The sequence below is a fragment of the Sporanaerobium hydrogeniformans genome (assembly GCF_002735925.1).
GTDB lineage: Bacteria > Bacillota > Clostridia > Lachnospirales > Cellulosilyticaceae > Sporanaerobium > Sporanaerobium hydrogeniformans.
The window spans coordinates 276,872-295,315 of sequence record NZ_PEDL01000002.1; the positions used below are offsets into that span (position 1 = coordinate 276,872).

The following is an 18,444-nucleotide window of genomic DNA, read 5'->3' on the forward strand; positions in this document are numbered from 1 at the left end:
TCTAACATGTTAAAAGATAATATAGATAAAATTTGGCAACAATATGTAGAAAGAAAAGATTTACAAACAAAGCAATGGCTCATTGAACATTATATTTATTTGGTAAAATTAGTAGCAGGTCGATTAGGAATTTATTTAAATCAATATGTAGACTTAGATGACCTGGTGAGCTATGGAATTTTAGGGCTTATTGATGCAATTGATAAATTTGATCCCTATAAAAATGTAAAATTTGAGACGTATGCATCTTTACGTATTAGAGGGGCTATTTTGGATGCGATTCGTAAATTAGATTGGGTACCACGTACTTTAAGAAAAAAACAAAAGGAAGTGGATAGGGCCTATGTAGAATTAGAAACCCAATTAGGAAGACAGCCTGAAGATGAGGAAGTAGCAAAGTATTTAGGTATTAAATTAGAAGAGTATAATGAGCTACTAAAAGAGGTTAATATTACGACACTTATTTCTGTAGATGAGTACTCATATCAACTAGAAGCCATTAAAGATACAACAGCTGAGAGCCCAGCTCATTATGTTCAAGAGCAAGAAACAAAGGAAATGCTTACTAAGTCAATAGAGGATTTACCAGATAGAGAAAAACAAGTGATTTTCCTCTATTATTTTGAAGAATTAACATTAAAAGAAATTAGTAATGTTTTAGAAGTATCTGAATCAAGGGTATCCCAATTACATACAAAAGCAGTGTCACGCTTACGCAGTAAAATGGAGAAATATGATAGAGTATTACCTTTATAAAAAATTTAGTTGAGGGGGGTATAATGATTAGGCCAATTGATACACAGACTATTTATCAGCAAACACAGGAGATAAGTGGACGTCAGCAAACTCACAATCAAGCGGAACAAATACAACAGAGCCATTTCTCACATATTATGCAAAAAGAAACAGAGATTAAGAAGGAGCAAATACACCAGCTTGATAAAGATGAGAAAGTAGATAATGATTTAGATAAAAAGCGGGAAAAGGATAAAAATAGGGGACAAAAAGAAAAATCAAAAGAAGAACCAGGGGTTAAAAAAAATAAAAAAAATATAAAACAAAATAAATTTGATATGCGTATATAGGAGGAGCATCAATGGCTATAACTATACAAAATATACCCTTTTTCTGTTTGATTTGGATAGGAATAGGGTTTCTTTTTATTATGATAGGTGTACTTATGATGGCTAGTCGAAATGAAGAAGATTACTATACGGTAGACCGTTCTATTTCTGAATCAAGTAGTCATATTCAAGATCTCTTTTCTTATTTTTTAGAAGAAGAGGAAAAGAAAAATAGAAATTTAAGAGAAATGGTTTTAAATCACTCAAGTCAAAAAAAAGAGGAAGTAGTAGGCAAGGAAAATAACATAAAAGAAAATCCCAGTATGATTAATAGTGAGATGATACAAATGTATGAAGAAGGCTATAGTATAGAGGAAATTGCTAAAAAATTAAAAAAGGGGATAGGTGAAGTGAATCTCATGATTTCACTTTATACCATGAGATAAATAATGAGGATAAGAAATAATAAAAAAGTAACATTTTGGCTTATTGGATTAGGGTGTGGAATGATTATTTCAGGTATTACTATGATGGTATATATATTAAGTTGTGAGTCGGCTATAAGGGAAATAGTAAAAGAAAATGAAGTACATGCCGAAAAACAAACAGATGAAATAAAGGCACAGCAAATAGAAATACCATCTAATGAAAAAATATCTTCTGCTTTACAAGAATTAAAGCAAGAAATAAGTGGATTAAAAAAAGAAACTCAAGAGGAGGAGGGTATAGAAAAATCAAGTACCCTTACTGATGAAAATCAAAATGAAAAGATTAAAGTATTTATTTCTAAAAGAATGAATGCTATTGAAATTTGTAAGCTTCTTAAAGAAGCAGGGGTAATAGAAGATGAAAAAAACTTTTTTGACTATGTTAGTGCTCAAAATAAAACGAGATATTTAAAAAGTGGGGTTTTAGAATTTGAAAAAGAAGCCTCTAATGAGGAGATTTTAGCTATTTTAGCTATAAGATAAAAGAAAAAGATGATTTAGGATTGTATTTAGCAGACAAGTATGATATACTTTAGAGCGAAAATAAAACACACGTATTTAATAGGATAGCATGGTGCTGAAACAGTTTGCTATTTCTGAATAAATACGGAGGACTAACCAGGAGGTATTAAAATGGCAGTAATTTCAATGAAACAACTTTTAGAAGCAGGTGTACACTTTGGTCACCAAACAAGAAGATGGAATCCTAAAATGAAAGAATACATCTTCACAGAAAGAAATGGTATTTACATTATTGACTTACAAAAAACAGCAAAAAAAGTAGATGAAGCTTATGCAGCTATTCGTGAAGTAGCTGAGGCAGGTGGAAAGGTTCTTTTTGTTGGTACAAAAAAACAAGCTCAAGAATCTATTAAATCAGAAGCTGAAAGAAGTGGTATGTACTACGTAAATCAAAGATGGTTAGGTGGTATGCTTACTAACTTTTCTACTATTAAAAGCCGTGTAGCTAGACTTAAACAATTAGAAGAAATGGAAAAAGATGGTACATTTGATGTACTTCCTAAAAAAGAAGTTATTGAACTTCGTAAAGAGATGGATAAACTTGAGAAGAACTTAGGTGGTATTAAAGAAATGAAAGAAATTCCAAGCCTTATGTTCGTAGTAGACCCACGCAAAGAAAGAATTGCTATCCAAGAAGCACATATTTTAGGTATACCAGTTGTATCTATTGTAGATACTAACTGTGATCCAGAAGAAGTAGATTATGTAATTCCTGGTAATGATGATGCTATTCGTGCGGTTAAATTAATCGTTGCAAAAATGGCAGATGCTATTATTGAAGCAAATCAAGGTGAAATCTTTGAAACAACAGAAGAAGCAAACAGCGAAGTAACTGAAGAAGCAATCGCTGAATAATTTTTGGGAGGAAACTAAAATGGCAATAACAGCTGCTATGGTAAAAGAATTACGTGAAAGAACACAAGCAGGTATGATGGACTGTAAAAAAGCATTAAACGCAGTAGACGGTGACATGGACAAAGCCATCGAATACTTACGTGAAAATGGTTTAGCAAAAGCTGCTAAAAAAGCTGATAGAGTTGCTGCAGAAGGACTTATTAAAGATGCTATCTCTGCTGATTGTAAAAAGGCTGCTATCGTTGAAGTAAACTCTGAAACAGATTTTGTTGCTAAAAATGAACAATTCATTAGTTTTGTTAATGAAGTAGCACAAATTGTTCTTAATAATGATGTGGCAGATGTAGAGGCTTTAAAAGCTCTTCCATGGTCATCAGATGCTTCTAAAACGGTTAATGATGTACTAACAGAAAAGATTGCAACAATTGGGGAAAACTTATCTATTCGTCGTTTTGCAAAATTATCAACAGAAGGAACAATTGCTTCTTATACACATGGTGGTGGAAAAATTGTTTCTTTAGTAGAAGTTCTTGCAGAAGGTGAAAAAGCTCAAGAAGTAGGAAGAAATATTGCAATGCAAGTTGCAGCTGCTAACCCAGAATTTGTTTCTGTAAATGAAGTACCAGAAGAAAAGAAAGCGCATGAAAAAGAAATTTTAATGCATCAAGCACTTAACGAAAATCCAGGTAAACCTGAAAATATCATTGAAAAAATGGTTATAGGTAGACTGAATAAACAACTTAAAGAAATCTGTTTACTTGAACAAGAATATGTTAAGGATCCAGATTTTACAGTTGGTAAATATGTAGCAGCTGAAATTGGTAAAGCTGATATGGTAAAAGCATTTGTTCGCTTTGAAGCTGGTGAAGGTATTGAGAAGAAAGAAGAAAACTTTGCTGAAGAAGTTGCAAAACAAATGCAAGGTTAAGTCTATGGAGGGACACAGCAGTGTCCCTTTTTTTATGAATATAAAAGTTAAAATACATCTAGAAATTAATAAGCTTTTATGATAGAGTAGTGATAGCAGGAAGGAGCAGACAATGAACGGTTATAGGCGTGTATTAATAAAGCTAAGTGGAGAAGCTTTAGCAGGAACATTACAAAGAGGATTTGATCATTTAATTATTACAGATGTTGTAAAACAATTGAAAATTCTTGTCGAAAACAAAGTGGAAGTTTCAGTTGTAATAGGTGGGGGAAATTTCTGGAGAGGAAGAACTTCAGGAAGTATGGATCGCACCAAGGCTGATCAAATTGGTATGTTAGCAACGGTCATGAATGCTATTTATGTAGCAGATGTTTGTAGAGCAGAGGGTATACCAAGTGTTGTACAAACACCTTTTCAGATTGGAAGTATGACAGAGCTGTTTTCTAAAGATGCAGCTTTAGCACATATGCAAGCTGGAAAAATTGTTTTCTTTGCAGGTGGAACAGGGCACCCATTTTTTTCAACAGATACGGGAGCTGCATTAAGAGGCTGCGAGATTGAAGCCGATGCATTATTATTTGCTAAGAATATAGATGGTGTTTATGATAGTGATCCTAAACAAAATCCAGAGGCTAAGAAGTATACACAAATTTCATGTCAAGAACTTTTACGTCAGAACCTAAAGGCTATTGACGCAGCTGCTGCAACGTTATGTATTGAGCAAAAATTACCTATAGTTGTTTTTGACCTAGGAGCTACTGATGGTATAGTAAGAGTAGCTAAAGGTGAACACATCGGTACAACTATTTCTATAGAAGAGTAATTTAAGGAGGATTATAATGAAAGAAACGCTTAAAAAATTTGAAGAAAAAATGCAAAAGACGATTCAATCTCTAGGTGATGAATTTGGGACTATTCGTGCAGGAAGAGCTAATCCTCATGTATTAGATCGTATCACAGTAGATTATTATGGTGTACCTACACCTATTCAACAAGTAGGTAATATGAGTGTTCCAGAAGCACGTATTTTACAAATCCAACCATGGGATACTTCTCTTCTTAAAGCTATTGAAAAGGCTATTCACGAATCAGATCTTGGAATAAATCCTTCTAATGATGGAAAGGTTATACGTCTTGTTTTTCCTGAACTTACTGAGGAACGTAGAAAAGATTTAACTAAAGATATTAAGAAAAAAGGTGAAAATGCAAAGATAGCCATTCGTAATATTCGTCGTGATGCTTTAGAAACTTTAAAAAAGATGGAAAAAGCAAATGAAATCACAGAAGATGAGCAAGAAGTAGGCGAAAAAGATGTACAGAAATTAACAGATCGTTTCGTAGATGAAATTGATAGGCTAGTTGATAATAAAAGTAAAGAATTATTATCTGTATAAATGTAGAAGGCTCCTCTGTAAGAGGAGTTTTTTAGTATAGGAGGAACTTATAGATGGAGGATATCAAAATCCCACAACATATAGCTATTATTATGGATGGCAATGGAAGATGGGCCAAAGAACATAATATGCCACGTAATGAAGGGCATAGGCGAGGAACAAAGGTTCTAGAAGAAATCATTAAATATGCCAATCAATTAGGGGTTAGATATTTAACTGTTTATGCTTTTTCTACGGAAAATTGGAGAAGACCAAAAGAGGAAGTAGATGGTCTAATGAAACTTTTTAAAAAATATTTAGATGAAAATATTAAAAAAGCCAGTAAAGATGACGTACGGTTTAATGCCATAGGAGATATGGATTCTAAATATATCCCACAAGAGATTAGAGATAAGATTAAGAAATTAGAAGAAATAACAAAGGATAAACAAGGTTTATGCTTTAATATGGCCTTCAATTATGGTGGACGTGATGAATTGATTAGAGCCTGTAAAAAGATAATAAGTGATGTAGAAAAAGGAGATTTAAAAAAGGAACAATTAACAGAAAGTGTATTTGAAAGCTACCTAGATACAAAAGGGCAACCTGATCCAGACCTTATGATTCGAACAAGTGGAGAAGAACGAACAAGTAATTTTTTACCTTGGCAGCTGACTTATAGTGAATTTTATTTTACGCCTTGTTTATGGCCAGATTTTACAAAAAAAGAATTTGATAGGGCATTAGAAGTATACAGTAAGAGACAACGTCGTTTTGGAAAAAGTGAATAGGAGGAAAAAGGATGCTTACTCGAATTTTAACCTCTCTTGTAGGAATACCTTTAGTTGTTGCATTAATTCTATTAGGAGGGCCTATCCTTCGCTATACAATGCTAACAATAAGTTGTATAGGTCTTTATGAGTTGTATCATGTACTTGGGAAGAAACATAAACCTTTAGTAGAGGTGGGTTATAGTGTTACTATCTTATTTTTTATTTTTCTTTCATTTTGGATGGAGCATTATTTGATTTATATAGCTCTTACTGCTATTATTCTATTAGTTTATATGGTTATCTTTTATCCTAAGTATAATTTGACAGATGTAGCTCTTACTTTATTTTCTGTTGTGTATGTAGGGCTTTTATTTAGCTTTATTGTACTCATTACAGATTTAAAATATGGGGCATTTTGGATTTGGCTTATTGTGTTAAGTTCATGGGGATCAGATACTTTCGCTTATTTTACAGGGGTGCTCTGTGGTAAACATAAACTTGCACCAAAACTTAGTCCTAAAAAAACAATTGAAGGAAGTATAGGAGGGGTTATAGGTGCAGGTGTATTAGGGTATATTTATGCTGTTATTTATACACACTATTTCTTTATAGAGTTAAGAAGTTTGGCTTATTTAAGTGTAGGAATAGTAGTATTAGGTGCTATTCTTTCCCAGTTTGGAGATTTAGCAGCTTCAGCTATTAAACGTTTTTTTGAGCAAAAAGACTTTGGATATATACTACCAGGACATGGCGGTATTTTAGACCGGTTTGATAGTTTTTTATTTGTTTCACCACTTATCTATGTAGTAGCTTTTTTTGCGGAAAAAATCATAGGGTAGGAGTAAAGAGCAATGCGAACAAAAAAAATAGCAATTTTAGGATCTACTGGCTCTATTGGAACACAAACGTTAGATGTCATAAAAAAAGATGGCGACATACAGGTTTTAGGCCTAACAACCCATGTAAATATAGAGCTTTTAGAAGAACAAATAGAAGTTTTTTCACCCCAAGTAGTAGGTGTATTTAACAGTGATAAAGCTATAGAATTGCAAAGGAAATTAAAGCAAAAAGGTTCGAAAGTTGAGGTTATCACAGGTATAGAAGGTTTAATTACAGTGGCGACTTTAAGCGAAGCTGAAATGATTGTCACGGCTGTAGTAGGAATGATTGGATTACTACCTACTATAGAAGCTATAAAAGCAGGTAAGACTATTGCTTTAGCCAATAAAGAAACATTGGTGACAGCAGGTGAATTAGTGATGAATTTAGCAAAAAAGTACAATACACCTATTTTACCTGTGGATAGTGAGCATTCAGCTATTTTTCAATGTCTTAGGGGAAACGAGGCAACTAGTATATCACGACTTATTTTAACCGCTTCAGGAGGTCCTTTCAGAGACTATACAAAAGAACAACTAAGAGAAGTAACGGTAGAACAAGCCCTTAAACACCCCAATTGGGTAATGGGAAGTAAGATTACTATTGATTCAGCTACTTTAATGAATAAAGGACTTGAAGTCATTGAAGCTAAGTATTTATTTGATGTAGAAGCTAGTCAAATTGATGTTGTTGTGCATAAAGAGAGTATTATTCATTCGATGGTAGAATATAAAGATGGTTCAACAATAGCACAATTAGGTGTGCCAGATATGAGACATCCTATTGCTTACGCGCTTTATTATCCAGAACGTAAAGAGGCAGAGTATATTCATCGACTTGATTGGACAAAGCTAAGTGCATTATCTTTTTCTCCTCCTAAAAAGGATTTATTTCCATGTTTAGACCTAGCTTATGAAGCACTAAAAATAGGTGGGACGATGCCAACAGTTTTAAATGCTACCAATGAAATTGTTGTAGAAAGCTTTTTAAAAAAGCATCTTCCCTTCAATGAAATTCCTACTATCATTCATAATGCTATGGAAAAACACATATGTATAAATAGTCCAAGTCTTGACGATATTTTAAAGAGTGACGAATGGGCGAGAGAATGGAGTAGAAAGAAGGTGGAGGCATGTTGGCAAAAATTATAATTATTTTGCTAATGTTTAATTTCATTGTAGTTATTCATGAATGGGGACATTATATTACGGCAAAGAAAAACGGTGTTTTAGTCCATGAATTTGCAGTAGGTATGGGACCTCGATTTTGGCACTTTACTAAAGGAGAAACCATTTACTCACTGCGAATTTTTCCAATAGGAGGATTTTGTAGCCTAGAAGAGGAGTTAGGAGATATACCTAATCCACGTGCAATGGGTTCTAAAAAAGCTTGGCAAAGACTAATCATTGTAAGTTTTGGAGCAATTATGAACTTTTTGCTGGCATGGCTTTTATTCAGCATTGTATCTGGCTATATAGGCTATGGAAGTAATGTGATTCAAAGTATAGAAGCATCTATGCCAGCAGATCAGGCTGGTCTTGTAAAAGGTGATAAGATTTTAGCTATTGATGGTGTTAAAGTAAAGCGGTTAAGTGATATTTCGGCACATCTTGTTGACAAAGAAAAAACTTATCAATTCACTGTTAAAAGGACTAATAGTGAGGTGGTTGAAAAAGAAGTAACTTCTAAGTGGATACAAGAAGAAGGAAGAGCACGTTTTGGATTTACACCGGAGATTGTACATTGGGACTTAGGCTATAATATGAAAATGGGATTATTGAACACCTTTTATGTTATTAAACAAGTGTGGTCAGGTGTGATTTCTCTATTTACAGGAGCGGTATCAGTAGATCAAATGTCAGGTATTGTAGGTGTAGTGGATTTTAGTGCAAAACAATGGGATACAGGTATTCAAAATGGTGGACTAAGCCTTGCTATTATGAATATGATTTATATTACTGCTTTGCTTTCAGCTAACCTAGGTGTTATTAATTTACTTCCACTACCTGCATTAGACGGTGGTCGTATTTTATTTATACTTATTGAATTATTAAGAGGAAAGCCATTAGCAGTAGATAAAGAGGCAGCTGTTCATTTTGTAGGCCTTGTCTTACTTATGCTTTTAACAGTAGTGGTTTTATATAATGATATTGTAAAGGTGTTTAATATATGATGATGTACACAAGAGAACAAACAAGGATCATAAAGATAAAGGATAAACTAATAGGTGGTGGACATCCCGTTGCCATTCAATCCATGACAAATACAAAAACAGAGGATGTAGAAGCTACAGTGGAGCAAATCTTAGAATTAGAAGAAGCTGGTTGTGAGATTGTACGTGTAGCAGTTCCCCATAAAGCAGCAGCAGAGGCCATTGATAAAATTGTTTCACGCATTCATATTCCACTTGTAGCAGATATTCATTTTGACTATAAGCTTGCGCTTTTAGCTATTGAAAATGGAGTAAATAAGCTACGTATTAATCCTGGAAATATAGGGGGAAGGGAGCGTGTAGTTGCCGTTGTAGAAAAAGCTAAGGCGTATCATATTCCCTTACGAATTGGTGTGAATTCTGGCTCTATTGAAAAGAGTATTATTGATAAGTGTGGAGGAGTTAATGCTGAGGCTATGCTGTTGGGAGCTAAGAGTCATATAGATATACTGGAAGCACTTGATTTTCAAGATATTGTTGTATCACTTAAAGCATCCAATGTACCATTAGCTTTAAAAGCCTATACTACTTTTGCCGAGCACTATAATTATCCTTTACATGTAGGGATTACAGAGTCTGGTACTCAGTATAAAGGGACTATCAAATCATCTGTAGGTTTAGGTGCTATTCTTTCACAGGGCATTGGTGATACAGTAAGGGTTTCACTTTCGGATGATCCTGTAAAAGAAATAGAATGTGCAAAGGCTGTGTTGCAGTCTCTAGAACTAAGACAATTTGGTCCGGAAATTATTTCCTGCCCAACTTGTGGGCGTACACAAGTTAATTTGATTGGACTAGCTCAAAAGGTAGAAGAGGCAACTAAGCATTTAAAAAAAGACATTAAAATTGCCGTAATGGGATGTGCAGTAAATGGTCCAGGAGAAGCAAGAGAGGCAGATATAGGTATTGCTGGCGGCAAGGGAGAAGGTCTTATCTTTAAGAAGGGTCAAATTATAAAAAAGGTAAGAGAAGAAGAACTCTTTGAAACTTTTATGAAAGAAATTGAAAACCTTTAAAAAGCCTTGTTTAATAAGAAACTTGATTTTTAGAGGGAAAAGGAGTATAATTAATAATTATAATTCTAGAACGTTTCAGAAAGAGTGGGTATATGCCCACTCTTTCTATATTGTTTATATGTATATATCCTATGGTTTATGCCAAACTATAGGCTATAGAAAGGATGAGAGTATGAATAAAAAACAAATTATTGAAGAGGTAACATCACTTGTAACACCTATTTTAGAGCAGGGAGATTATGAGTTAGTAGATATAGAATTTGTTAAAGAAGGACCTAATTATTATTTAAGAATCTTTGTAGATAAAGAGGGTGGGATAACAGTTGATGATTGTGTAACAATTACACGTGCACTTAATCCGCTACTAGATGAAAAAGATCCAATTGAGCCAGCTTATATGCTAGAAGTGAGTTCACCTGGTTTAGATCGTATCTTAAAGAGAGAGAAAGACTTTGAACGCTTTAAAGGTGAAATGGTAGATGTTAAATTGTATGAAGCCTTTAATAAGAAAAAGCATTTTATAGCAAAGTTACTATCTAAAACAGATGAATTGTTAACACTAGAAGATGAGGATGAAGTCATCAATATACCTATGAAAAACGTAGCTATTGTAAGATTAGCCATTCTTTTTTAATGTTGTCCTATTAAATGACAGGGCATAAAGGATTATTTTAGGAAAGTGTAATGACCTTGGAGGAGGATAAAAATGAATCAAGAATTTATTATGGCAATTGACCAAATTGCAAAATCAAAGGGGATTAACAAGGATAAGCTAATAGATGCGATTAAACAATCCATTGAGGTAGCTTGTAAAAAGCATTTTGGAATCAGTGCATCAGGAAAACAGAATTTAAAAATAGATATTGATGAAACAAAAGGTGAAGTTAAAGTTTTTGCTACCAAAAAAGTTGTAGCAGATGAAGAATTAATGAATGAACTTTTTGAAATTGGCTTAACAGAGGCTAAAAGACTCAGTAGTCATGTTCAATTAGAGGATATGATGGATATAGAAATTACACCTAAAAACTTTGGTCGTATTGCAGCTCAAAATGCAAAACAAGTTGTTATCCAAAAAATTAAAGAAGCTGAACGTCAAATGGTATATGAAGAATATAGCGTTAAATTAAATGACATTGTTAAAGGTAAAGTGCTTAGAAAAGAAAAAAATGGCTATATTGTACAGCTTGATTTTACAGAAGCTTCTCTTCCTTTAACAGAAGCTATACCAACAGAAGATCTAGAATCACAAATGCAGCAAGAAGATGGTATGGGGGGGTATAAAGCTTTCTATTTACTTAACGTAAAGGATTTTAATAAAAATGAAGGCAAGTTAGAAGTGAAGAGTAAAAATGCAGGCGCTCAAGTGATTGTATCACGTACACATCCTGAACTCGTTAAACGTTTATTTGAGCAAGAAGTTGTAGAGATTAAAGATGGAACAGTTGTTATTAAAAGTATTGCAAGAGAAGCAGGCTCACGTACAAAAATTGCCGTATACTCTAATGATCCACAAGTAGATCCAGTAGGAGCTTGTGTAGGTGAAAAAGGAAAACGTATCAATACAATTGTTAATGAGTTATGTGGTGAAAAAATAGATGTGGTACGTTGGCAAGAAGACTCTAAAGAGTTTATAAAAGAAGCTTTAAGTCCAGCTAAAGTCTTAGATGTGGAGCTAGTAGAAAATGAAGGTGAAAGAAGTGCGAAGGTCCTTGTACCTGCTAATATTTTGACCCTTGCCATTGGTAAAGGCGGACAAAATGTACGCTTAGCGGCCAAATTAACAGGTTGGAAAATAGATATTAAAAGTGTGCAAGAAGATAATGTATAAGTAAGGGAGGGATAAAATGAAGCAACGAAAGATTCCTTTGCGTAAATGTACGGGTTGCAATGAAATGAAGAATAAAAAAGAAATGATTCGTGTTGTAAGAAATAATGAAGGTGAATTTTCTTTAGACTTCAATGGAAAGAAACCGGGACGAGGGGCGTATATTTGCAAAAATGTAGAATGTCTTAATCATGCTGAAAAGAATAAAGGATTGGAACGTTCTTTTAAAACCCCTGTAGACAAAGAAATATATAACACGTTAAGAGAAGAGTTTAAACAATATGATGGACAGTAGAATTTATCAGATGATTGCTTTATGTCAAAAAGCGCGTAAATTGACAGCGGGAGAATTCACAGTTAAACAAGCTATTAAGGAACAAGCTGCTTATCTTGTTATAGTAGCAAGTGATGCTTCAGCAAATACTAAAAAATGCTTTTCTGATAAGTGTGCCTATCGTAAAGTCCCTTATGTAGAATGGGGAACTAAAGAGGAGCTAGGAAAAGTATTAGGAAAAGAGATAAGAGCCACAGTTGCCTTATTAGATGAAAATTTTGCGAATAGAATAAGTGAGATGATAAGTGGTATCCATTAAATATGTGGAGGTGGATGTATGTCTAAGGTAAGAGTATATGAAGTAGCTAAACAACTGGACATTAGTACAAAAGATATTATGGATAAGTTAAAGGAATATGGTTTCAAGGTACATAGCCATATGAGTTCACTAGAGAAAGAAGAAGCTGAACTGATTATGAGCTACTATAAAGAAGCCGCTAAAGAAGTTAATAATACCCAAAAGGTAGAAATGAGTAAAGAATTAGAGCCTACTCCTGTAGAGGAGAAAAAAGCACCAAAAGAAGATAGTAAACAAGAAATAGCAAAGAAAAATAAAAACAGCAAAGAGAATGGAAATATGACCGAAAACAAAAAAAATAATGAAAATCAAACCCAACCAACCCAATTAGTAGAAAATAATGATATAAAAATTATTCAGGTTCCAGTAAGTATTTCAATCAAGAATTTAGGAGGACTCCTAGGAGTATCTGCTACTGACATTATTAAAAATTTAATGAAAAAAGGTAAGATTGCTAATATCAATCAAGAAATTGATTATGACACGGCAGCTCAAATTGCAGAGGATTTTGATATCCTTGTAGAGATGGAAGAAGAAAAAGACTTAATGGAAGAGGCTTTTGGAGAAATCGTTGATAATGAAAAAGATTTAGTAGAAAGGCCTCCTGTAGTTGTTGTTATGGGACACGTAGACCATGGTAAAACATCTTTACTAGATGCCATTCGCTCAACACACGTAACAGCTAAAGAAGCAGGTGGTATTACTCAACATATAGGGGCTTACTCAGTAAGCATCAGTGGAAAGAAAATAACTTTTTTAGATACACCTGGGCACGAAGCTTTTACAGCTATGCGTATGCGTGGTGCACAAGTGACAGATATTGCTATTCTTGTAGTAGCAGCTGATGACGGTGTAATGCCTCAAACAATCGAAGCTATTAATCATGCAAAGGCAGCTAATGTTCAAATTATTGTAGCTATGAATAAAATAGATAAAGTAGGAGCCAACCCTGACCGTGTAAAACAAGAACTTTCTGAGCATGGATTGATTGTAGAGGAATGGGGCGGAGATACTATCTGTGTACCCGTATCGGCTATTAAAAAAGAAGGGTTAGATACTTTACTTGAAATGGTTCTTCTTGTTTCTGAAATGGGAGATCTTAAGGCAAATCCTAATCGTAAAGCAAGAGGCACAATTATTGAAGCACAGCTTGATAAAGGAAGAGGACCAGTAGCGACTGTTCTTGTTCAAAGTGGAACACTTCAAGTAGGAGATCCTATTGTAGCAGGTGCTTCTTATGGTAGAATTCGTGCAATGGTTGATGATAAGGGCCGTATAGTTAAAAAGGCAGGACCTTCTACACCAGTAGAAATATTAGGGCTTTCAGAAGTACCTACAGCAGGGGATATGTTCTATGTAGCCAATAATGATAAGCAAGCTCGTCAGGTAGCAGAACGTATCAAAGCACAAGGTCGTGTTCAAATGATGGGGCAGACGCCACAAAAAGTTTCACTTGATGACCTCTTTACACAAATTCAAGAAGGTAAAATGAAAGAACTTAATATTGTTATTAAAGCAGATGTACAGGGGTCTGTAGAAGCTGTACGTCAAAGCTTAGAACGTCTAAGTAATGAAGAGGTACGTATTCGTACAATTCATGGTGGTGTAGGAACTATTACAGAATCAGATGTTATGCTTGCTTCAGCTTCAGGTGCAATTATCATTGGTTTTAATGTAAGACCAGAGGCTAGCGTAAAGTCTATTGCAGAAAAAGAGCAAGTAGATATGAGATTGTATCGTGTTATTTATAGTGCCATAGAAGATATTCAAGCAGCGATGAAAGGTATGCTTGATCCAGAATATGTGGAAAAAGTAATTGGTCATGCACAAATTAGACAAACCTTTAAAGTATCTGGTGTAGGAACTGTTGGTGGAGCTTATGTACAAGATGGTAAAATTGTACGTAATTCAGGTGTACGTATTGTAAGAGATGGTATTGTTGTTTATGAAGGACATTTAACTTCTCTTAAACGTTTTAAAGATGATGCTAAGGAAGTAGCAACAAACTATGAATGTGGTGTTATGTTTGAACGCTTCAACGACCTTAAAGAAGGTGACATCGTAGAAGCCTTTATTATGGAAGAAGTGCCTAGATAACATTATTTTACAGATAAAGGGATGAGATAAAATGGCAAGTCAAAGACTTACTCGCATTAACGAAGAAATTAGACGTGAATTATCTGAAATTATTCGTACAGAAATTAAAGATCCACGCGTAAATGATACAATGATTAGTGTGGTTCATGTAGACACAACAAATGACCTTAAGACATCTAAGGTATATATTAGTATTTTAGAGGAAAATAAAAAGACAGATGCGATGGCTGGGCTTCATGCAGCACAAGGTTATATTCGTAAGGAAATTGCACGTCGTATTAACTTAAGAAATACACCTGAATTTATTTTTAAACTAGATGAGTCTATTGAATATGGACTTCGTATGTCTAAAATGATTAATGATGTAATGAAAGATAGTGAAGATAAATGATTGAAAAAATAATAGGAGTTTTAAAAAATGCACAGCATATTTTAATTGCTACACATATGAGTCCTGATGGGGATGCTATTGGTTCGAGTGTGGCGATGGCGCATCTTTGTCAATACTATGATGTGCCTTATACGCTCCTTTTAGAGGAGTTACCAACTGAATATGCTTTTCTTTTAGAAAAGGTTTCCATAAGTAAAGAATGGGAAAAGCCTGTTGATGTTTTTTTAAGCCTGGATTGTGGCGATACTAAAAGACTAGGGAATTATGAAAAATTATTTGAAAAGGCTAAGGTAACAATCAATATTGACCATCATGTTACGAATGAAGGTCTTGGTAATTATGCATTTATTCAGGCAGAAGCTTCCTCTACTTCAGAGCTTGTTTATAAAATTATTAAGGAGGCAGGTATGCCCATTACTGCACAGGTTGCTGAAAGTCTGTATACAGGGCTTGTTACAGATACAGGTGGATTCATGCATTCATGTACCCATTCCAGTACACACTTAGCAGTGGCTGACCTCCTTCAAACACCTTTTAACTTTACAACTCTTTATTATAAGCTCATTCATGAAAAGACAGAGGCAACTGTACGTTTACAAAGTAGAGCTATTCAGCAACTCATAAAATGGGGGCAAGGACAAATTTATGTATCCTATCTTACGCCAGAAAATCTAAAAGAAGAGGGTGCAACGAGAGAAGATGCCTCCCACATTGTAACCTATCTTAAAAATATAAAAGGGTGTGAAGTAGCTATTGTAATTTATCCAGGTAAAATAGAGGGGGAATACAAAGTAAGTCTAAGAAGTAATCCACCTTATGATGTAGCGGCTATAGCTAAGTGTTTAGGTGGTGGAGGACATGAACGTGCTGCAGGTGCAAGTATTATAGGTACGCTAGAAGAAGTTTTTATAGTCCTCAAAGATCACATGAACTTTTAAAAGGATGCAAGCTTCTTAGTTTTAGAAAGGATTTACCATGCTAAATGGAATAATTAATATTTACAAAGAAAAAGGATACACATCTCATGATGTAGTTGCAAAAGCAAGACGTATCCTTTCAGAAAGAAAAATTGGGCATACAGGTACCTTAGATCCAGAAGCAGAAGGGGTACTTCCTATTTGTATAGGGAAAGCCACAGGAGTTGTTCCTTACTTAACAGATGCAGACAAATGCTATGAAGCAGAAGTTATTTTGGGTGCTTATACAACAACAGAAGATGCTACAGGTGAAGTGATAGAGCGTTTTGAGGTAGCTACTACCAAGGAACAGATAAGTGAGGTCATTAAAAGCTTTGAAGGAAGTTATATTCAAACACCACCTATGTATTCAGCTATTAAAGTAAATGGTGTAAGGCTTTATGAACTAGCACGACAAGGGTTAGTAGTAGATAGACCTTCACGTGAAGTAAAGATTTATAGCTGTGAAATGATAGAATGGTTAAGTGAATTACGTTTTAAAATACGTGTGTGTTGCTCCAAAGGAACTTATATTCGTACACTTTGCACAGACATTGGTAGGAAGCTAGGGTGTGGTGCATATATGGGGGAACTTTTGCGTACACAAGTAGGGACTTTTTTAGTAGAAGATAGTGTTACTTTAGATGTTTTAGAGAGTCATCGTGAAGAGGTGCAAAGTTATCTTTATCCTTTTGAAGAGATTTTTAAAGATTATAAGGTTGTTACAGTAAAGGAAAATGGGATCAAGTTACTTCAAAATGGTAATAAGCTTCAATTTAAATACTTAGAAGAAGTAGGGGCTTGGAATGAGGGGGAGCTTATTCGTGTCCATACACCTAAAGGAGACTTTATCGCTCTTTATAAGGTAAATAAAACACAAAAAATATTGCAGGTAGAGAAAATGTTCCTTTAATACAACAGAAAATAACAGTAAGAGAGAATTTGTTAGTAAGAGGTGTAAAGGATGCAATATATTTACGGGACAAAGGATATCACACAAAATGAAGCCTGTGTTGTTATATTGGGCAATTTTGATGGTGTACATAAAGGCCATCAAAAATTATTTAAAATAGCTAAGGATAAAGCCAAACAGTATGGCTTAAAAACAGTTGTTTTTTCGTTCTATCCACATCCTACATGGGTGATTGGTAAAGAACCTAAACCTCTTATTATGTCACGAAAAGATAAGAAGGAAACAATAAGTGAGTTAGGGATGGATTTACTTATTGAGTATCCTTTCACAGAAGCATTTGCTATGATTTCACCTCAAGCTTTTTTTGAAGAAATACTCTTAAAGGAATTAAAAGCAAAGGTATTAATAGTTGGAAGTAATTACTTTTTTGGTGAAGGTAAGAAAGGCAATGTGACTTATTTACAAGAATGCGGTAATAAGTACCAAGTGGAAGTTTATATTGTAGATGCTGTTATGCAAGAAGGAAAGGTGATTTCTAGTTCACGTATTCGAGAGCTAATAAAAAAAGGGAATATTGAAAAAGCCAATGCATTGCTTGGACATCCCTACTTGATAATTGGACAAGTTATACACGGCAAACAACTTGGGCGAACAATAGGATTTCCAACCATTAACCTTATTGCAGATCCGGACCGTATTTATCCACCCAATGGTGTTTATGCGACGAAGGTATACATCTATAATAAATGGTACAAGGCAATAACAAATATTGGATTTAATCCAACAGTAGATGGTACAAGTAAACGTATTGAAACGCATATTTTTAATATAAGTGAAGACTTATACGGACAAGAAGTAAAAGTCGCTTTCTATAAGTATATTCGTTCTGAAAGAAAGTTTCCTTCTTTTGAAGATTTGAGAAGACAAATTGAAAAGGATAAAGAAGGGGTAGAAGTCTTTTTTCAGTCCTAAAGGATTTATTTGCAAAATAACTAGGTGTATGTTATACTAGCAAGTGGTGTATACCTTTACTCGGATTTGGGACACTCCGACCCAATCTTAGTAAGTGGTGTAATTTATAATTTAAGGAGGTCATAAAAATGACAAAAGAACGCAAACAAGAATTAATGGAAAAATATGGAAGAACTACAAACGATACAGGTTCTCCAGAAGTGCAAATTGCTTTATTAACAGAAAGAATTAATCATTTAACAGAGCATTTACGTGCACATAAAAAAGATCACCATTCTCGTCGTGGATTATTAATGATGGTTGGTAAAAGAAGAGGTCTTCTTGACTATCTTATTAAAACTGATATCGAAAGATACCGTGCAATCATTGCTGAACTTGGAATTAGAAAATAATAAAAAGGGCGGATTATTCCGCTCTTTTTTATCAATTTAACAAAGAAGAGAGAGGGATGTTTTTGTGCAATGTTATAAAACTCTCAAACAGTGAGAGCTTTATAAGATTGCGCAACAGACGTTTCTCTTCTTACTACACTGTGAAGGGAGAAAGAA

23 protein-coding genes are annotated in these 18,444 nt (G+C 34.3%); all 23 read left to right on the forward strand.

Translation table 11 applies throughout. The annotated features are described in order from the left end of the window. Window positions 1-6 precede the first annotated feature (6 nt). Window positions 7-756 carry a FliA/WhiG family RNA polymerase sigma factor gene (locus CS063_RS04210; RefSeq protein WP_099448429.1) on the forward strand — a complete coding sequence of 250 codons (750 nt, stop codon included), beginning with the start codon at window positions 7-9 and terminating at the stop codon, window positions 754-756. 23 nt (window positions 757-779) lie between these two features. Then, entirely contained in the window at window positions 780-1,085 is a 306-nt protein-coding gene (locus tag CS063_RS04215) for a hypothetical protein (RefSeq protein ID WP_099448430.1), read from the forward strand. Between the two features lie 11 nt (window positions 1,086-1,096). Continuing rightward, window positions 1,097-1,510, forward strand: coding sequence for a DUF6115 domain-containing protein (locus CS063_RS04220; protein WP_099448431.1), 414 nt, complete (start codon window positions 1,097-1,099; stop codon window positions 1,508-1,510). A 3-nt stretch (window positions 1,511-1,513) separates the two neighbouring features. Continuing rightward, window positions 1,514-2,035, forward strand: a complete 522-nt coding sequence (locus tag CS063_RS04225) for a hypothetical protein (protein ID WP_099448432.1) — start codon at window positions 1,514-1,516, stop codon at window positions 2,033-2,035. Between the two features lie 150 nt (window positions 2,036-2,185). Beyond that, a complete protein-coding gene (rpsB, locus tag CS063_RS04230) occupies window positions 2,186-2,929 on the forward strand; it encodes a 30S ribosomal protein S2 (RefSeq protein WP_099448433.1) in 744 nt (247 codons plus the stop codon). Window positions 2,930-2,948: 19 nt separating this feature from the next. Beyond that, window positions 2,949-3,857, forward strand: coding sequence for a translation elongation factor Ts (gene tsf, locus CS063_RS04235; RefSeq protein ID WP_099448434.1), 909 nt, complete (start codon window positions 2,949-2,951; stop codon window positions 3,855-3,857). A 112-nt stretch (window positions 3,858-3,969) separates the two neighbouring features. Next, window positions 3,970-4,680: a UMP kinase gene (gene pyrH / locus CS063_RS04240; RefSeq protein ID WP_099448435.1), complete on the forward strand. Its 711-nt coding sequence runs from the start codon at window positions 3,970-3,972 to the stop codon at window positions 4,678-4,680. A gap of 16 nt (window positions 4,681-4,696) precedes the next feature. After that, a complete protein-coding gene (gene frr / locus CS063_RS04245; RefSeq protein WP_099448436.1) occupies window positions 4,697-5,251 on the forward strand; it encodes a ribosome recycling factor in 555 nt (184 codons plus the stop codon). 53 nt (window positions 5,252-5,304) lie between these two features. Beyond that, window positions 5,305-6,021 carry an isoprenyl transferase gene (locus tag CS063_RS04250; RefSeq protein WP_180270674.1) on the forward strand — a complete coding sequence of 239 codons (717 nt, stop codon included), beginning with the start codon at window positions 5,305-5,307 and terminating at the stop codon, window positions 6,019-6,021. Window positions 6,022-6,032: 11 nt separating this feature from the next. Continuing rightward, window positions 6,033-6,842 carry a phosphatidate cytidylyltransferase gene (locus tag CS063_RS04255; protein ID WP_099448437.1) on the forward strand — a complete coding sequence of 270 codons (810 nt, stop codon included), beginning with the start codon at window positions 6,033-6,035 and terminating at the stop codon, window positions 6,840-6,842. A 12-nt stretch (window positions 6,843-6,854) separates the two neighbouring features. Further along, window positions 6,855-8,033, forward strand: a complete 1,179-nt coding sequence (locus tag CS063_RS04260; RefSeq protein ID WP_099448438.1) for a 1-deoxy-D-xylulose-5-phosphate reductoisomerase — start codon at window positions 6,855-6,857, stop codon at window positions 8,031-8,033. Then, window positions 8,018-9,055 carry a M50 family metallopeptidase gene (locus CS063_RS04265; RefSeq protein ID WP_180270675.1) on the forward strand — a complete coding sequence of 346 codons (1,038 nt, stop codon included), beginning with the start codon at window positions 8,018-8,020 and terminating at the stop codon, window positions 9,053-9,055. Before CS063_RS04260 ends, CS063_RS04265 begins: the two co-directional genes overlap by 16 nt. Beyond that, entirely contained in the window at window positions 9,052-10,110 is a 1,059-nt protein-coding gene (ispG, locus tag CS063_RS04270; RefSeq protein WP_099448440.1) for a flavodoxin-dependent (E)-4-hydroxy-3-methylbut-2-enyl-diphosphate synthase, read from the forward strand. The genes CS063_RS04265 and ispG overlap by 4 nt, the downstream gene beginning before the upstream one ends. Window positions 10,111-10,282: 172 nt before the next feature. Then, the gene (locus CS063_RS04275) at window positions 10,283-10,744 is read left to right on the forward strand and encodes a ribosome maturation factor RimP (protein ID WP_099448556.1); all 462 of its coding nucleotides are present in this window, start codon (window positions 10,283-10,285) and stop codon (window positions 10,742-10,744) included. Between the two features lie 72 nt (window positions 10,745-10,816). Then, window positions 10,817-11,938 carry a transcription termination factor NusA gene (gene nusA / locus CS063_RS04280; protein ID WP_099448441.1) on the forward strand — a complete coding sequence of 374 codons (1,122 nt, stop codon included), beginning with the start codon at window positions 10,817-10,819 and terminating at the stop codon, window positions 11,936-11,938. A gap of 16 nt (window positions 11,939-11,954) precedes the next feature. Further along, the gene (gene rnpM / locus CS063_RS04285) at window positions 11,955-12,230 is read left to right on the forward strand and encodes an RNase P modulator RnpM (protein ID WP_099448442.1); all 276 of its coding nucleotides are present in this window, start codon (window positions 11,955-11,957) and stop codon (window positions 12,228-12,230) included. Then, window positions 12,217-12,528, forward strand: a complete 312-nt coding sequence (locus tag CS063_RS04290; RefSeq protein WP_308415422.1) for a L7Ae/L30e/S12e/Gadd45 family ribosomal protein — start codon at window positions 12,217-12,219, stop codon at window positions 12,526-12,528. Before rnpM ends, CS063_RS04290 begins: the two co-directional genes overlap by 14 nt. A gap of 18 nt (window positions 12,529-12,546) precedes the next feature. Then, window positions 12,547-14,664, forward strand: coding sequence for a translation initiation factor IF-2 (gene infB, locus CS063_RS04295; protein ID WP_099448443.1), 2,118 nt, complete (start codon window positions 12,547-12,549; stop codon window positions 14,662-14,664). Window positions 14,665-14,695: 31 nt separating this feature from the next. After that, entirely contained in the window at window positions 14,696-15,055 is a 360-nt protein-coding gene (gene rbfA / locus CS063_RS04300; RefSeq protein ID WP_099448444.1) for a 30S ribosome-binding factor RbfA, read from the forward strand. After that, complete coding sequence (locus CS063_RS04305) at window positions 15,052-15,993, forward strand: DHH family phosphoesterase (protein WP_099448445.1); 942 nt, start codon at window positions 15,052-15,054, stop codon at window positions 15,991-15,993. Before rbfA ends, CS063_RS04305 begins: the two co-directional genes overlap by 4 nt. A gap of 37 nt (window positions 15,994-16,030) precedes the next feature. Beyond that, window positions 16,031-16,924 (forward strand): tRNA pseudouridine(55) synthase TruB, encoded by an 894-nt coding sequence (gene truB / locus CS063_RS04310; protein WP_099448446.1) that lies wholly within the window; start codon window positions 16,031-16,033, stop codon window positions 16,922-16,924. Window positions 16,925-16,975: 51 nt separating this feature from the next. After that, window positions 16,976-17,896 (forward strand): bifunctional riboflavin kinase/FAD synthetase, encoded by a 921-nt coding sequence (locus CS063_RS04315; RefSeq protein WP_099448447.1) that lies wholly within the window; start codon window positions 16,976-16,978, stop codon window positions 17,894-17,896. Between the two features lie 128 nt (window positions 17,897-18,024). Further along, window positions 18,025-18,288, forward strand: a complete 264-nt coding sequence (gene rpsO / locus CS063_RS04320) for a 30S ribosomal protein S15 (protein ID WP_099448448.1) — start codon at window positions 18,025-18,027, stop codon at window positions 18,286-18,288. The last annotated feature ends 156 nt before the right edge of the window (window positions 18,289-18,444 follow it).

What these genes read in the sequence shown, in the direction of transcription:
- CS063_RS04275 (WP_099448556.1), top strand. Translation starts at nt 10,283, where the DNA reads ATGAATAAAAAACAAATTATTGAAGAGGTAACATCACTTGTAACACCT.
- CS063_RS04315 (WP_099448447.1), top strand. Translation starts at nt 16,976, where the DNA reads ATGCAATATATTTACGGGACAAAGGATATCACACAAAATGAAGCCTGT.
- tsf (WP_099448434.1), top strand. Translation starts at nt 2,949, where the DNA reads ATGGCAATAACAGCTGCTATGGTAAAAGAATTACGTGAAAGAACACAA.
- frr (WP_099448436.1), top strand. Translation starts at nt 4,697, where the DNA reads ATGAAAGAAACGCTTAAAAAATTTGAAGAAAAAATGCAAAAGACGATT.
- CS063_RS04255 (WP_099448437.1), top strand. Translation starts at nt 6,033, where the DNA reads ATGCTTACTCGAATTTTAACCTCTCTTGTAGGAATACCTTTAGTTGTT.
- CS063_RS04220 (WP_099448431.1), top strand. Translation starts at nt 1,097, where the DNA reads ATGGCTATAACTATACAAAATATACCCTTTTTCTGTTTGATTTGGATA.
- CS063_RS04250 (WP_180270674.1), top strand. Translation starts at nt 5,305, where the DNA reads ATGGAGGATATCAAAATCCCACAACATATAGCTATTATTATGGATGGC.
- rbfA (WP_099448444.1), top strand. Translation starts at nt 14,696, where the DNA reads ATGGCAAGTCAAAGACTTACTCGCATTAACGAAGAAATTAGACGTGAA.
- CS063_RS04260 (WP_099448438.1), top strand. Translation starts at nt 6,855, where the DNA reads ATGCGAACAAAAAAAATAGCAATTTTAGGATCTACTGGCTCTATTGGA.
- rnpM (WP_099448442.1), top strand. Translation starts at nt 11,955, where the DNA reads ATGAAGCAACGAAAGATTCCTTTGCGTAAATGTACGGGTTGCAATGAA.
- truB (WP_099448446.1), top strand. Translation starts at nt 16,031, where the DNA reads ATGCTAAATGGAATAATTAATATTTACAAAGAAAAAGGATACACATCT.
- rpsB (WP_099448433.1), top strand. Translation starts at nt 2,186, where the DNA reads ATGGCAGTAATTTCAATGAAACAACTTTTAGAAGCAGGTGTACACTTT.
- nusA (WP_099448441.1), top strand. Translation starts at nt 10,817, where the DNA reads ATGAATCAAGAATTTATTATGGCAATTGACCAAATTGCAAAATCAAAG.
- CS063_RS04215 (WP_099448430.1), top strand. Translation starts at nt 780, where the DNA reads ATGATTAGGCCAATTGATACACAGACTATTTATCAGCAAACACAGGAG.
- CS063_RS04210 (WP_099448429.1), top strand. Translation starts at nt 7, where the DNA reads ATGTTAAAAGATAATATAGATAAAATTTGGCAACAATATGTAGAAAGA.
- infB (WP_099448443.1), top strand. Translation starts at nt 12,547, where the DNA reads ATGTCTAAGGTAAGAGTATATGAAGTAGCTAAACAACTGGACATTAGT.
- rpsO (WP_099448448.1), top strand. Translation starts at nt 18,025, where the DNA reads ATGACAAAAGAACGCAAACAAGAATTAATGGAAAAATATGGAAGAACT.
- CS063_RS04290 (WP_308415422.1), top strand. Translation starts at nt 12,217, where the DNA reads ATGATGGACAGTAGAATTTATCAGATGATTGCTTTATGTCAAAAAGCG.
- pyrH (WP_099448435.1), top strand. Translation starts at nt 3,970, where the DNA reads ATGAACGGTTATAGGCGTGTATTAATAAAGCTAAGTGGAGAAGCTTTA.
- CS063_RS04305 (WP_099448445.1), top strand. Translation starts at nt 15,052, where the DNA reads ATGATTGAAAAAATAATAGGAGTTTTAAAAAATGCACAGCATATTTTA.
- ispG (WP_099448440.1), top strand. Translation starts at nt 9,052, where the DNA reads ATGATGATGTACACAAGAGAACAAACAAGGATCATAAAGATAAAGGAT.
- CS063_RS04225 (WP_099448432.1), top strand. Translation starts at nt 1,514, where the DNA reads ATGAGGATAAGAAATAATAAAAAAGTAACATTTTGGCTTATTGGATTA.